This is a genomic window from Metabacillus sp. 113a, assembly GCF_050107635.1.
Classification (GTDB): Bacteria; Bacillota; Bacilli; order Bacillales; family Bacillaceae; genus Metabacillus_B.
Genome location: NZ_JBNILJ010000005.1, coordinates 132,854 through 146,734 on the forward strand (window position 1 = coordinate 132,854; position 13,881 = coordinate 146,734).

Annotated in this window: 15 protein-coding genes; 10 read left to right on the plus strand and 5 right to left on the minus strand. The window is 44.2% G+C overall.

What is annotated here, in order from left to right:
* Positions 1 to 14: 14 nt before the first annotated feature.
* Together ACQCVE_RS10765 and ACQCVE_RS10770 are read left to right on the plus strand one after the other, a co-directional pair.
* Positions 15 to 374, plus strand: a complete 360-nt coding sequence (locus ACQCVE_RS10765; RefSeq protein WP_426862786.1) for a hypothetical protein — start codon at positions 15 to 17, stop codon at positions 372 to 374.
* Positions 375 to 1,108: 734 nt separating this feature from the next.
* Entirely contained in the window at positions 1,109 to 3,016 is a 1,908-nt protein-coding gene (locus tag ACQCVE_RS10770) for a heavy metal translocating P-type ATPase (protein WP_426862788.1), read from the plus strand.
* 144 nt (positions 3,017 to 3,160) lie between these two features.
* On the opposite strand, the gene ACQCVE_RS10775 is transcribed toward ACQCVE_RS10770, so the two are convergent.
* From ACQCVE_RS10775 to ACQCVE_RS10785, 3 genes are all read right to left on the minus strand, one after another.
* Positions 3,161 to 3,352, minus strand: coding sequence for a hypothetical protein (locus ACQCVE_RS10775; RefSeq protein WP_426862789.1), 192 nt, complete (start codon positions 3,350 to 3,352; stop codon positions 3,161 to 3,163).
* A 124-nt stretch (positions 3,353 to 3,476) separates the two neighbouring features.
* The gene (locus ACQCVE_RS10780) at positions 3,477 to 4,595 is read right to left on the minus strand and encodes a glycosyltransferase (RefSeq protein WP_426862790.1); all 1,119 of its coding nucleotides are present in this window, start codon (positions 4,593 to 4,595) and stop codon (positions 3,477 to 3,479) included.
* A gap of 179 nt (positions 4,596 to 4,774) precedes the next feature.
* On the minus strand, positions 4,775 to 6,286 hold the full coding sequence (locus tag ACQCVE_RS10785) for a phytoene desaturase family protein (protein WP_426845037.1): 1,512 nt from the start codon (positions 6,284 to 6,286) through the stop codon (positions 4,775 to 4,777).
* 216 nt (positions 6,287 to 6,502) lie between these two features.
* Between ACQCVE_RS10785 and ACQCVE_RS10790 the strand changes: the two genes are divergently transcribed.
* Genes ACQCVE_RS10790 through ACQCVE_RS10800 form a run of 3 tightly spaced genes read left to right on the plus strand, consistent with a single transcriptional unit; the run spans position 6,503 to position 9,215 of the window.
* Positions 6,503 to 7,618, plus strand: a complete 1,116-nt coding sequence (locus tag ACQCVE_RS10790) for a glycosyltransferase (RefSeq protein WP_426845038.1) — start codon at positions 6,503 to 6,505, stop codon at positions 7,616 to 7,618.
* Positions 7,615 to 8,118 carry a glycosyl-4,4'-diaponeurosporenoate acyltransferase gene (locus ACQCVE_RS10795; RefSeq protein ID WP_426845039.1) on the plus strand — a complete coding sequence of 168 codons (504 nt, stop codon included), beginning with the start codon at positions 7,615 to 7,617 and terminating at the stop codon, positions 8,116 to 8,118. Before ACQCVE_RS10790 ends, ACQCVE_RS10795 begins: the two co-directional genes overlap by 4 nt.
* The gene (locus ACQCVE_RS10800; protein ID WP_426845040.1) at positions 8,115 to 9,215 is read left to right on the plus strand and encodes a M24 family metallopeptidase; all 1,101 of its coding nucleotides are present in this window, start codon (positions 8,115 to 8,117) and stop codon (positions 9,213 to 9,215) included. The genes ACQCVE_RS10795 and ACQCVE_RS10800 overlap by 4 nt, the downstream gene beginning before the upstream one ends.
* A gap of 189 nt (positions 9,216 to 9,404) precedes the next feature.
* Here the strand turns inward: ACQCVE_RS10800 and ACQCVE_RS10805 are convergent, their stop codons facing one another.
* Entirely contained in the window at positions 9,405 to 10,433 is a 1,029-nt protein-coding gene (locus ACQCVE_RS10805) for an EAL domain-containing protein (protein WP_426862792.1), read from the minus strand.
* Positions 10,434 to 10,586: 153 nt separating this feature from the next.
* Between ACQCVE_RS10805 and pfkA the strand changes: the two genes are divergently transcribed.
* Positions 10,587 to 11,546, plus strand: coding sequence for a 6-phosphofructokinase (gene pfkA / locus ACQCVE_RS10810; RefSeq protein WP_426862794.1), 960 nt, complete (start codon positions 10,587 to 10,589; stop codon positions 11,544 to 11,546).
* A 235-nt stretch (positions 11,547 to 11,781) separates the two neighbouring features.
* Here pfkA and ACQCVE_RS10815 read toward each other — a convergent pair whose 3' ends face one another.
* The gene (locus ACQCVE_RS10815) at positions 11,782 to 12,252 is read right to left on the minus strand and encodes a hypothetical protein (RefSeq protein WP_426862796.1); all 471 of its coding nucleotides are present in this window, start codon (positions 12,250 to 12,252) and stop codon (positions 11,782 to 11,784) included.
* Between the two features lie 201 nt (positions 12,253 to 12,453).
* On the opposite strand from ACQCVE_RS10815, the gene ACQCVE_RS10820 reads away from it, so the two are divergent.
* From ACQCVE_RS10820 to ACQCVE_RS10835, 4 genes are all read left to right on the plus strand, one after another.
* Positions 12,454 to 12,831: a PilZ domain-containing protein gene (locus tag ACQCVE_RS10820; protein WP_426862798.1), complete on the plus strand. Its 378-nt coding sequence runs from the start codon at positions 12,454 to 12,456 to the stop codon at positions 12,829 to 12,831.
* 323 nt (positions 12,832 to 13,154) lie between these two features.
* Positions 13,155 to 13,373 carry a DUF1659 domain-containing protein gene (locus ACQCVE_RS10825; protein WP_426845045.1) on the plus strand — a complete coding sequence of 73 codons (219 nt, stop codon included), beginning with the start codon at positions 13,155 to 13,157 and terminating at the stop codon, positions 13,371 to 13,373.
* A gap of 16 nt (positions 13,374 to 13,389) precedes the next feature.
* Positions 13,390 to 13,608, plus strand: coding sequence for a DUF2922 domain-containing protein (locus tag ACQCVE_RS10830; RefSeq protein ID WP_426862799.1), 219 nt, complete (start codon positions 13,390 to 13,392; stop codon positions 13,606 to 13,608).
* A gap of 55 nt (positions 13,609 to 13,663) precedes the next feature.
* Positions 13,664 to 13,858, plus strand: a complete 195-nt coding sequence (locus tag ACQCVE_RS10835) for a YvrJ family protein (protein ID WP_426845047.1) — start codon at positions 13,664 to 13,666, stop codon at positions 13,856 to 13,858.
* Positions 13,859 to 13,881 lie beyond the last annotated feature (23 nt).

Sequence of the window (13,881 nt, forward strand, 5' to 3'; positions counted from 1 at the left end):
CAGGGAGGATTACCTTGATTATGCTGGCAGCAGCTATTTTTATTCTCGTTTTATACAGTGCATTTGAATGGTATCAAAGATACATTCCTGTTCGGAATATTCCATGCTTGCCGTTAGACAGAATGGACGGACAGCTTATCGTGGATGTGCGGGATTACAACAACAGGAACGATATAGTCCAGGAGCAAACATTAAATATTCCTATTCCGTATTTGCAGAAAGCCTTTGTTGATATTCAGGGCAGTGAAATATACCTGATTGCAGCGACAAAGCTGGAACGCAATATGAGTATCCGCTTTTTAAAGCGGAAAGGGATAGCGGTAAAGGGCTACACACTTACTGATGAGAGCGGCTGCGGCAAAGGACGGCAGTGAATGAATGCCATTTAGAAAATATAGAACGGCTTCCGGGAGGGAGCCGTTTTAATTTGGATCAATTTCTTATTAAATAAGCGTCCCATATACAGCGGGCGGCCATGATCTAGGAGTTATCAAGGCACTGGGGAAGCAGGGCAGGGGGCAAATTATGATTTATAAATCAGTTCGTTTTGTTTTCCAGTCCCATTGCACCCGCTGCATTTACTGTTAAATGGAAGAAAGGTAATGCGTTTCAGCTTTCCGGAGCCGTTGCAGGATTTGCATATGACAAGTAAGGCCAAGATATCCCACCTCCTATAACTAAACATTTCCAAAGGGCTGAAAACTATGCAATGGAGAAAGTAGATTAAAAATTCAGTCTATTTATGTATTATATGATCCCATCATTCTTTTTGCCCGCAGCAAAGGTATTAATAAGCATCAAACAGATAAATTGGGCTGGGTACTTTCCTTTTTCAGTTATTGATCTGCGTTCGAACTGGATAATAATTCAATAAAGTTTAAGTACTAAACAAGTCCGTCTGGAGAAAGAGAAGATTCAAGGAAATGAACGTTACTAGTTGGACACAATGAAAAACCGGCCGCATTCATAACCGGTTTTTCATTTCGCTTTTAATTATAATAATTATTAAATATAAATTATAATAATTATAATATATATATTTTGATTCATCTGCTATAATGGTTCATATAATGCTTAAAACAAGTAAATTTACAGAAGTGAAGATGATTTGCATTCTCAATTAGAGGTGATTAAATTGGACTTTGTTACTTATACTTCTTCTAAATGGAAGGAACACAGTGAATTAATTGCTGCCATCGTTTCAGGCCTTTTCATTGTTGCCGGCTGGTCTTTGCAGCAGAGTTCCGAGCAAGCTTCTGCTGCATTATTTATTATGGCTTTTGCCATCGGGGGATTTGCGAAAGCTAAAGAGGGGATAGAGGAAACGATTGCGGAGCGGACCCTGAATGTAGAGCTCCTGATGATCTTTGCCGCTGTTGGCTCGGCGTTAATCGGCCATTGGATGGAAGGGGCAATCTTGATTTTTATATTCTCGCTAAGCGGTGCTCTTGAGACGTATACGATGAATAAAAGCCATAGAGAAATTTCGGCTCTGATGAAGCTGCAGCCCGAGGAAGCGGTGCTTATTGAAAACGGTGGAGAAAGGATCATCCCTGTCAGTGAACTGATAAAAGGTGACCTGATTCTTGTGAAACCCGGGGAACGAATACCGGCAGACGGTTTTTTGTATAATGGGCGAACGACTGTTGACCAATCGGCCTTGACGGGAGAATCCATTCCTGCCGAAAAGAAGGAAACGGAAGAGATGTTCGCCGGAACTGTCAATCTAACAGGATCTGTTACCATTCAGGTATCAAAGAAAAATGAACAGACATTGTTTTCAAAGATTATTCAGATGGTGCAGTCCGCTCAATCCGAGAAATCTCCATCCCAACTGTTTATCGAGAAATTTGAAAATGTCTACGTTAAAGCCGTCTTGGCTGGTACCGGGATTATGATGATTGCCCCCCATTATCTTTTTGGATGGTCATGGGACGAAACATTTTACCGTGCGATGGTTCTTATGGTGGTAGCCTCTCCCTGCGCATTGGTGGCTTCCATTATGCCGGCTACCCTGGCAGCTATTTCCAATGGGGCAAAAAGCGGCTTGTTATTCAAAGGGGGTGTCCATCTTGAAAGGCTGGCCAGAACATCGGTGATTGCGTTTGATAAAACCGGAACACTGACGAAGGGCAATCCTGCTGTAACCGATTTGGTTTTGCGCGAGGATGTTCAGCAGCCTGAATTTTTAAGCGCTGTGCTGTCCATTGAAAGCAGGTCTAATCACCCGCTCGCTAAAGCAATTTCAAAGTACGCGATGCAATTTGATGACGCAGCACCGTCCCCTGTGAACGTGGTGGAACAGTCAGGGATGGGGGTTTTTGCCGAATGGAACGGACAGACCTATTATATTGGAAAAGAAGATTTTGCAGGAGGAACAGAAGCTGAAAGGTTTGCCGGAGGAGCCGCGGACCGATTTTCCGCAGAAGGGAAAACAGCTGTATTCGTTCGTGACGAAAAAGGTGTTGCAGGTGTTTTTGCGTTAAAGGATACGTTGCGCAATGAAACAAAAAGCGCCATCCGCTCCTTTAGGGAAAAAGGGATTGTAACCGTTATGCTGACCGGGGATAGTGAGCATACTGCAAAGGCAATATCAATGGATGCGGGTTTAGACTCTTACCGTGCAACGTGTATGCCAGAGGATAAGGTCAATGAAATTAAAAAGCTTAAATCCAATGGAATAACAATTATGATCGGTGATGGAATAAATGATGCACCGGCACTTGCGGCAGCGGATATCGGCGTTGCAATGGGAGAGGGCTCAGATGCAGCTCTGGAAACAGCGGATATCGTTTTAATGAAGAATAACTTGGAGAAGCTGTCGGAAGCCATTATTTTATCCAGAAAAATGAACCGGATCATTAAACAAAACATCATCTTCTCAATGACTGTGATCGCTCTATTGATCTGTTCGAATTTTCTGCAATTTTTAAGTCTTCCTTTAGGGGTGATCGGCCACGAGGGCAGTACCATTCTTGTGATAGCAAATGGCTTAAGGCTATTGAGAAGCAGCTGATGAGGGTGCTGATTTCTTCTGGAAAGGAGATTGAAAGCCGCTGGTCTATGTTTAAGCATGCTCAGCGGCAGGGCCGGGCGGCTGCCCATCTCCTGCGCCCTCTTCCATGCACATTCCGGCTTACGATCAGAGGGCTGTATTAAGTCACGCTCCTGGCTCCGTTTCAGGCCTTCGCACCACAATGATATAAGCAGATACAATACTAATAAAACCGGCGATCCAGCCTATTAGAGAGCTATAATAATAAAAATCAATAAGCGCCATGCCGATAAACGGACAGGCAAGTCCGAAAAGGGTTAAAAGGACAACGCTTCTTTTTTTTATAAATTCAGCCATATACACATCTCCTTACGTATACGAACAACGTTATTATACAGAAAAATAAGGAGAAAGAAAAACTAAACCTTACACAAAATCGCTGTACCAGTATGGCAGGAGATCTGACGCAAACGGGGTATGTTCAGGAATAGGTCCTTCCCTTCCACTCATAGCCTTTATTCCGGAGAGACGTGTACATTGACACAAGCATTAGGACAATAAAGGCTGCCCCGGAAAAAGGCATGGAAAATGAAAGAAGGAGAGACTGATTTGAACATTTGTCGATGTACATTTTTTGCACAACAATAATCAGATAAGGAAAAAACATAAACAGGGAGAAAGATTGTCCGGCAAAAAAATGAACGATCCCATAAATGAACAATGCTCCGGGCAGTACATAGAAACAAGCGTAAAAGAGGCATAAAGCAAGCGTGACAGGCAATGAGCGGCCGAAACCAGGAAAGATGTTTTTTTTGAACCCGTTCCATGCTTCTTTGCTGGAAGTATACATATAGCAAGTGACAAAATCTGTTACATTTGCGAGCAGAACTTTTTTGCCCGTATCCTTCATCCGTTTTGCAAGGTGCACATCATCAACAATTGAGGCTTTAATGGACTCATGTCCTCCAGCTTCCAAGTAATCCTCTCTTCTAAAAAGCATAAAGGCTCCATGTGCAGCCGTAGCGGGAGGAAAGACCGTGTAATTTGCGAGAAAGAGAGGCAAATGGAAATAGACGAGAAAATGCTGCATGGGCACAAGCCATTTTTCCATTAAATACTTGACAGGAAACCTTGGGAATCCAGTAAGCAGGGCCCCTCCTTTTTCCTGCAGCATGGCAACGGCATTGTCCACTGCCTCAGGGTGAAGACGGACATCCGCGTCCATGAAAAGAAGAAATTCCTGCCGGGCATTTAAGCTAAGGGTATGACATGCGTGAACTTTACCCGCCCAGCCCTCAGGCAGTTTTTTGCCTGATAACAAGGTGAATCGGACATCCTTGCCGATATGATGCTCAAGCAGGGAGCGGGTTGCATCCTCGGACTGATCATCCAGCAGGTAAAAGCTTAAGTCGGGATAGACAAGTTTTTTCAGCATATGTACGAGTTCTTCAGCATTTCTCTCCTCGTTTCTTAAAGGAATCATAATAGAAACCGAGGGAATTTCCTTTAATGCTGCAGGTTTCAGTTTTGGCATAAAAAAGGAGTTCAGAATGGTGAAAAGAAGAAAAATCAGCAAAATACCGCTGTAAATGACGAGCATTCGTTCACACTCCTTTTAGATAAGTAAACAGTTTTAGTTTAAAGCGCTGGCATGCAGCATCAAGCATCAATAGATCTAAACGATAAAGTGCAGCCGTCAAAAAAAAGAGGGCGTGTCTCGGAGGACAAGCCCTTTTTCCATTATAAGCTTAATAAAGCTGATCAGCCAGTTTGGTTTGGTCAGCCTATTTCTTTTTTTGTAGCTTTAGCGAGATCATCTTCCAGTATTAAATCAGCAGTCAGCTGTCCGGAGAGGGTGACCATAGGAACTCCGCCTCCCGGATGGGTAGAGCCGCCAGTAAAGTAGAGGTTGTTAAGCAGGCTGCTTCTGCTCGGTATTTTAAATCCGCCATTTTTCTTACGGTCCGTAGCCACTCCGTATATAGATCCTCCATTGGAGCCGTAAAGCTCTTGAATATCATCAGGGGTAAACTGATATTCCCATTCAATGTGGTTTCTTAAATCCGTAACACCCATGCGCTCTAATTTATCGAGAACCTTTTCCCTGTACTGCTCTTTCACTCCGGCCCAGGTCTCTCCCTCTTTTAGCGGAGGAACATGCGTCAGCACGAATAGATTGTCCTTGCCCGCCGGAGCCTGGGAGGAATCTGATTTAGAGGAAATGCCTATATAGACAGTCGGATCATCGGCAGGTATTCCTTCATTAAAGATTTGATCAAATTCTTTTTTCGGATCTTCCGAGAAAAAGAAATTATGATGAGCAAGGTGCTTGTATTCCTTATCTGTTCCGAGAAGCAGAACAAGTCCGGAAACCGTAGGTGCATATTTTTCCAGCTCTGCTGCTGCTTTTTTGCTTCCGTTATGCTCCTCCATGATGGAGTTGTATGCCGGGATTGCCTCAAGGTTGGAAACGACCAGATCGGCTTCAATCATTTCTCCCGTCTCCAGTTCAACACCGGTCGCGGTATCGCCTTCTGTCACTACCCTTTTGACTTTGCTGTTCAATTTGACGTTGACATTCAGTTCGCGCAGCACTTTGGACATGGCTTCTGCAATCTTGTACATCCCGCCCTCTACATAGTGAATGCCAATTCCAAGCTGAACATAAACGAGCTGTGAAAGGACTGCAGGTGCCTGGTATGGAGAGGAGCCGATATACATGATCATAAAGTTAAACAGCTGCTGAAGATGCTTGCTTTTAAAATGCTTTCTTGTCACCTGATCCATCGATTTGATTGGATCCATAGCCAGCAGTTCCTTCATGGTATGCATATTTCGAAGATCGCTGATTCCGGAAAGGCTCCGCTTATAAAAACTTTTCATGCTGTATTCATACATTTTTGTACAATAGGCCATATACTGAAAGAACTCATGCTGATCCTCTGGATTATGTTCTTTAATCTGCCCCATCATTTCATGCAAATCACTGGTAATGTCAATGGACGTGCCGTCTTCAAAAAATGTCCGCCACTGAGGCTCAATGCGTTTGATCTTTATGTAGTCATGGATATTCCTGTTGGCACTGCGAAACAGCTGCTCCAGAACCCATGGCATCGTCAGGATGGATGGGCCGGTATCAAATTTAAATCCATTTCCTTCTCTTATGTTCAGCTTTCCTCCAAGGCGTTCCCCCTTCTCAACAATGGTCACATCATACTGATCTGCAGCCAGACGGATTGCTGAGGACATCCCGCCTAGTCCTCCCCCGATTACAACTACTTTTTTTCTCAATGCTTTCGCCTCCTTAGGAATATGTGTGAAAATGGATTACAATGGGAATATGTTCTGAACTCATTTTATCCCAATTGCTGAAAAATTTATTCATACATATATGTAGTATTTTCCACAATACTTCAATAAGAAAACCTAAATGACTTTCCGATACTCAATTTAATTGAACTGGGGTATAGGGTATAATGAAGGAACATTTCAGTGAGGTGGATTTACATGGCAATGATTATGATTGCATTAATAATCGGGATTATTTTATTCTGGAAAATACCCACTCTAGAATCGATTCCTGCAGATAAAAGTGCCGGCTTTGTAAAAGAGAAACTCTCAATTATTATACCGGCAAGAAATGAGGAGGAAAACCTTCAGATGCTCTTTGATTCCCTCACCTCTCAAAGCGAGGCTCCCTATGAAGTGATTGTAGCCAATGACCACTCAGAGGACCTTACGGGAGAAGTAGCGGAACGATTCGGGGCATCGGTGGTTAATGTCCCGGACTTGCCTTCAGGCTGGTCAGGTAAATCGTGGGCATGCTGGAACGGTGCCAAAAACAGCAGTGGAGAGTGGATTTTATTTCTGGATGCCGATACTTACTTTGAAAAAAATGGGCTGCGGCGGTTCGCGGATTTTTTCAGGCATATTGAGCAGAAAGGGGTGCTGACTGTTCATCCCTTCCATAAAACAAAAAAAGCCTATGAATCTCTCTCTGCCATTTTTCACTTGATGACGGTCGGAGCAATCGGGGCATTTACACCGGAATGGGTCCGGAAAAAAGGAGCGGGAGCCTTTGGACAGGCCCTTCTTTGCAAACGGGAGGATTATTTCGGCTGGGGAGGACACGAAGCCATCAAGAGCGACATTGTTGAAAATATGGCAATGGGGGAACAAATTAAAAACGCCGGAAAAACCGTGTATTTCTTAAGCGGGAAAAAAGCACTCTCCATGCGAATGTATCCCGAAGGACCGAAAAGTATGACATTCGGCTGGGCGAAAAGCTTCGCCTCAGGAGCTAAAACGGCCCGGCTGCTCTTGCTGGTGCTTTCTTCTGTATGGCTAGCAGGATATATTTCCTTTCTGGTTAAAATACCTGATCTTTTTTCAGGCAGCTGGCTGCCGATGCTGCTGTTATACACAGCAGCTTTTATACAGCTCCGCAGTATATTATTAAAATTCGGAACATTTCCTTTCTATTCCGTTCTGCTTTTTCCTCTGCATGTGATCTATTTCATTCTTGTGTTCGGCCTTTCTCTGTATCAGACATTCATTAGGAAAAATGCCAGCTGGAAGGGGAGAAGCATTGTTAAAAGCAGTGGAGGGACAGAAGAGAAATGACGGCCCTTCAGCTCATAACACTGAATGTTTTCCTGCTTCTGGTCATTCCGCTAGTCACATCCTGGCTCATTTCTCTTATTCCAGCGAATAGGTTTGAAGCCTCTTCACTTCTGTACAAGAGAAGAAAATGGGAGCAGGATGGAAGGCTGTATGAACGGTTTTTGATCAAAAAATGGAAGGACAAACTTCCCGAGGCAGGCGGGTGGTTCAATAAAGGATTTTCTAAGAGATCGTTAAAAGGGTCTGACACAGCTGGTCTCAAACGCTTCATCGCAGAAACAAGGAGGGGAGAGCTGGCCCATTGGCTTCAAATGCTGCCTTGCTTCTTTTTCTTTTATTGGAACAGCCTGGCGGGGGGGTTGGTGATTGCTCTATACGCTATAGTGTTCAACCTGCCTTTTATAGCGGTTCAGAGATACAACCGCATCAGGCTGGAAAGGACTTTATTCAGAAAAAGGACAAATGATGAAATGAAACAGGGAAAGGCGGGAGAAGGATGAATAGGAGATTGGCAAGATTGAAGGAATGGATGGAGGCGGAGAGAGTGGATGCAGCATATATCCACTCCCCGGAAAACGTATTTTATTTAACCAATTTCCTGACAGATCCCCATGAACGGATGATGGGACTCTTTCTGTTCAGGGAGCAGCCCCCATTTTTTGTTTGCCCGGAAATGGAAACGGACCAGGCAAGAGAGGCCGGCATTTCCTGTGAAATGATTGGATATAAAGACCATGAGCAGCCATTTATGCTAATCAGGGAGGCTTTGGCAAAAAGAGGCTTGCCCTCCATACAGAGAGCTGCCATGGAATGTGAGCTGCTGCCTTACTCCAGAGCTAAGGAATTTTTGGAAATCACAGGTTCCCCTTCCGTTCGATCTGCTGAAACCATATTAAATGAATTACGCTCTATTAAGGACAAGAGTGAAATTACGATTATGGAAAAGGCTGCTGAGCTAGCTGATTACGGAGTTGAGGTTGGGGCGGCTGCGTTAAAGCCGGGTGTGACAGAAATGGAAGTTCTCGCAAAGATTGAGTATGAGCTGAAACGAAAAGGTGCAAAGGAAATGTCATTTTCCACAATGGTTCTTTTTGGTAAAAAGTCAGGCCAGCCTCATGGAAATCCAGGGAATGCTGTTTTGCAGGAGGGGGATTTCGTTTTGTTTGATTTAGGGGTGGTTCTCGATGGGTATTGCTCTGATATTACCCGAACGGTGGTATACGGGGAACCGGATGAGAAGCAGCGGCTTATCTATGAGACCGTCCTGAAAGCCCAAAACGCTGCTCTTGAAGCGGCTAAACCCGGAATAAGAATAGGGGATTTAGATGGAATTGCCAGGGATATTATCCGTGCAGCAGGGTTTGGTTCAAACTTTCCGCATCGTCTTGGACACGGATTGGGAATCAGTGTGCATGAGTTCCCTTCAATTGCTCATACAAACGATGGGGTCCTTCGAGAAGGGATGACCTTTACGATTGAACCGGGCATCTACGTTCCGGAAACCGGCGGGGTGCGCATTGAAGATGATGTATTTCTTACAGCGGAAGGTGCCCGTGCCTTAACGGCGTATCCGAAAGAGCTTCAGGTGATAAAATAAATGAAACCACTTCGGGTAAGGAGCCGGAGCGGTCTTTCAGCGATTCAATAATAACTAAAAAGAGAATAAGTTCTCGCCGGGGCTCCGGCGATCAAGTTGCCCCGGTGCCCATTAAAATACTTGGCCGTTCTCTGCTGCGGGAGGATGCGGGACAGACAACCTTTATTTGGCCAGGCGCCTCCGCTTTTGTTAGTGGACCGGTATTTGCGAGAACAAGCTTTCCTGTGATGCCGGGCTTTTTGCTGGTTTGCCGATAAAATATCCCTGTCCTAAGTGGATGCCGATAGACTGCAAATAAGAAAACTCTTCTTCTGATTCAATTCCCTCTGCGAGAACAGTTATGGATAATTCCCTTGCCAGGCCTTGGACTTTGTTCAGAAAGGTTTGTTTTTCAGGATCTTTGTAGCAATCTGAGATATACTGCCGGTCGATTTTTACATAATCCGGCTTTAATTTTTCAAGTACTTCATAAGTGGAATAGCCGCTTCCTAAATCATCCAATGCCACCTTCATTCCGTGAGCGCGGTATGTATCTAGAATGTTTTTTAAATGATTGATGTCCTTGATCTTTTCCGTTTCAACTACTTCAAAGATAAGGTCATCCGGACGGACGCCATATTGCTTGACCATTTTAAACGTGTGCTGCAGGCAGTGCTCGGGATTATAAATAGAGGACGGGATAAAGTTAATAAAAGATTTTATTCCAGGTTTGATGGAATCTGAACGGCTCATGATTGCAAGCTCTCTTGCCCTGCGGTCCAGGATGGATTGCAGACCTGTTTTTATAGCTGTTCCAAATAAATGGAAGGGCGATACAGGAGGGTCAAAACTTCTGAGCAGAGATTCATATCCATAGAGGCTTCCGCTTTCGAGGTGAACAATCGGCTGAAAAAAACTGGAAAAGTCACCTTTCATGATCAGGTCTACCAAATCCCTCTGCACTACCCGTTCATAGATGTAGCCAAAAGGGGAAAAAGTCTTTGCTTCTTTAGGATTTGCTGCTAGTGCAGCTTTAATATTTGCTGTCTCTGTTTCTGAATTAATCTGGGTAAGCCGGTCAGAGAGTTCATCTGGATTCCTGTATGGAACTGCATAAACTTTATCCTTCGTATAGAAGGGTTCCAAAAGGGGCAGGGTATCATGCCGGGAATGCAGCAAAAGTAAGTAGCCTTGCTCAGGTATAGCGAGATCGGGGGTACAGGCCGTACAAAAGGTCATTTGATCGCTCCTTAAAAATAGTTCTTTTATAATGTGTCTATTATACCAAATTGTTCTCCTCATGATAAAGGGTTTTGTTTTGAGAAATTGAAGGATGGGGATTATAGTAGATACGTACAGCAATCAAGATCGATCTATAAGAGGTGAATGACAATGAAAAAAATTGCAGTGTTAACAAGCGGGGGAGATTCTCCCGGAATGAATGCCGCGATCAGGGCAGTCGTAAGGAAAGGGATTTTCAGCGGGCTTGACGTGTATGGCGTGTATCAGGGTTATCAGGGACTGATGGAAGGCAACATTAAAAAGCTCGAGGTGGGCTCAGTAGGAGATATCATTCATCGGGGCGGAACGATGCTTTATACCGCCAGATCTGAAGAATTCAAAACCGATGAAGGGCAGCATAAAGCAATTGAGCAGTTAAGAAAGCTTGGGATTGAAGGGCTTGTCGTCATCGGCGGAGACGGGTCCTATCAAGGGGCAGCTAAGCTTACATTGAAGGGTTTCCCTTGTATAGGCCTGCCGGGTACAATCGATAATGATATTGCAGGTACAGACTATACGATTGGATTTGATACTGCCTTGAATACAGTAGTTGATGCAATCGATAAAATAAGGGATACGGCAACTTCACATGACAGGACCTTTATTATCGAGGTGATGGGCAGAAGAGCCGGTGATATTGCTCTTTGGTCAGGTCTTGCCGGCGGCGCAGAAACCATATTGATTCCGGAGCATCCCCATGAGGTGGACGAAATGATGGAAAGGCTCAATAAGGGAATCAGCAGAGGTAAGAAACACTCGATCATCGTCCTTGCAGAGGGAGTAGGAAGTGCTGAGGACTTAGCGGATGAGCTGAAGACAAAGTTTGATCTTGAAACTAGAATCAGCGTTCTTGGACACATACAGCGTGGCGGAAAACCGACAGGAAGGGACCGTGTTCTCGCCTCCAGGCTTGGTGCGAGAGCGGTTGAACTGCTGCTGGAAGGAAAATCGGGAAGAGCCATTGGAATAGTCAATGAAATCATTACAGACCGCGCTCTTTTGGACATAGCCGGCCAAAAAGATCCTCTGCCGGAAAAGCTTTACACACTGTCTCAGGAGCTTTCCATTTAAAGGAAAGGCCTCTGCAGCTTACTGAAAAGGAGAAACGGATAAACACAGGAACATACAGCAATTTCAGCTTATGATGTTAAGAAAGCCCGGGAAAGCCCAGTGCAGCCCCGGGTTTTTATTGTGCTTCGTCCTGGCTCGTTTTTTTGTATGTTTAAGTCTGATTGCGGCAGATCAACTGAAAGAGGGAGAGCGTACGCATGAAGGTAAAAACGGTGCAAATGGTTGGATGTTTGAGCTACTCTGTTTCTTTAGTAAGTTTAAGCAGAATAAAGCGCAGGCCAAATCCGGCAGCGAGCCCGGGCAGCAGGAAGAGCATGGGCAGCCAAACTGGACCTGGGAGAATTCCGAACACTACAGCTTTGTCTGCGTACATGATTCCGACCGTAACAAAATAAGCTGCAAAGGCAAAAGGGAGAAACGAAAAACGGGGTGAAGGTCCATTTGCAAATTTGTATGCGTCATACATGGCAAAGAAATAAACGCATGGATAAAACATAAGCCACTGAGGATCTGCCGTTTGAAAAGCGTTTGCGATATCTCCGTTAAAGCTGAATTTTATTGCGAGGTTGAAGCCGGCGTTGTAATTGATTAAAAATTCCAGTGTAATAAAGACAAGGCCTTTACCAAAATGACCATTTAAAAACTGACCAAAGCCTGGCAGGGCGATACTCCAAAGGATGGCTTCAAGTTTGCCTGTTTTTTTCATTCCAAAGCTCCGTTCACTCGGTTTTTATTAGGATTCCCTCCTCAGCGTCTAACATACACCAGGTGTTCGGGCCAGCCACTAACTAAGGAAATCAGCAAGCAGTGAAGGGATGATGCGGTAAGAAAAAAACATTGAAAAATCTTCTGCATTCAGATACCTTTACATTAGACAAATTTTAGCAAAAGAGGAGAATTTCATAGTATGCGCTATAATCGTTCTGAATCGTTCCGTTTTGTTTTCTCAGACCCTATGGAAGCATCGTTTTCCATAGCAGAAAAAGCAGGGGAGCCTGTGAATTCAAAACAGGGAGAAGCCGTGATTATGGATATCAGCCCATCAGGCTTGAAGCTGGTTACCCATTTGGATCTTCCAATGGAAAAACCGGTCATCCTTAATATCCTTTTTAAAATCAGAAATGAAGAACTGGAACTAAAAGGGGAGCCAATGTGGAAAAAAAGAACCGCTACTGGATTTCAATACGGCGTCAGAAGCTTAAATGATGAAATTCTGCAAAACCGGATTGTTAAGGAATTAAAAGAATTTGCACAGCAAAAACCTAAAAATCCCCGGGGCATCTGACACATTTCAAGCCATAGGAAGGCCTGGGGATATTCTGGACTTCCCGCTTGGATCGCTGAAGGCAAGAGCCTTCCATCAGTGAGAGGATAGAGTGAAAGGCGAGTGCCGATTAAAAACCCCAATTGTATACGGTTTGGCACTTTAGATAGAAGTTCCTTTAAACGTGGCTGTTGATACGTTCCAATCAGCAGATGTTAGGATCATAATTATGCTTTGTTAAGGACAGGATGAAAAGGCTTATTTCAGATTTTGAAAAAAGTCTTTTTTTTATGCTACTTTTTCCCCTTTCGATTGTATTGCTATAGCGAAAGGGGGTGAGAAACATGGCAACTACACTTCTTATTGACAGTCAGCTTCGACTTGTGTATGACCTTGGGCTTAACCAGGAGGGCAAGCAAGTATTCAAATCAAAGACATACAGCAATGTAAAAACAACCGCAAATGCAGACCAGCTGAATGCAGCAGCAGGGATCTTATCAGGACTGCAGCAGTATCCTTTGTTTACAGCAGAGCGTCTGGACCAGAATGAAATTCAAAACTAAAAAAGGAGAGGATTAAATGGCTAAAACATTAGAATTGCAATTTGGAAACGAGTTAGGCAGGACTGTGACAGTCAGTGTAGATGCCCCTAAGGAAACACTGACAGATGAAGAAATTACCGCAGCTATGGACGGATTGCTGACAGCAGATATCTTTACTTCTTCAGGAGGCAATCTGACTGCGAAAAAGGGTGCAAGAGTGGTAGAGCGGAATGTAGTGGAGCTTGAGATTATCTAATTTAAACAGGGGTCTGACTTGGTCAGGCCCCTGTTTAGGAAATGGAGGGCTTTAAATGGAGCAGTGGCTTCAGCTGATTGGGGACACCGGATTTCCAATTGTGGTGACGATGTATTTAATGCACCGGATTGAAGGAAAGCTTGATGTATTAATTCAAACCATTCAAATGCTGCCGGTCAGAATACAGGAAGTAAGCCGGGACCCGGGAGAACGATTGGCAAAGATCCAACTGAGTGAGAAGATTAACTAAAAAAACCGGTCTCCTGAGAGACC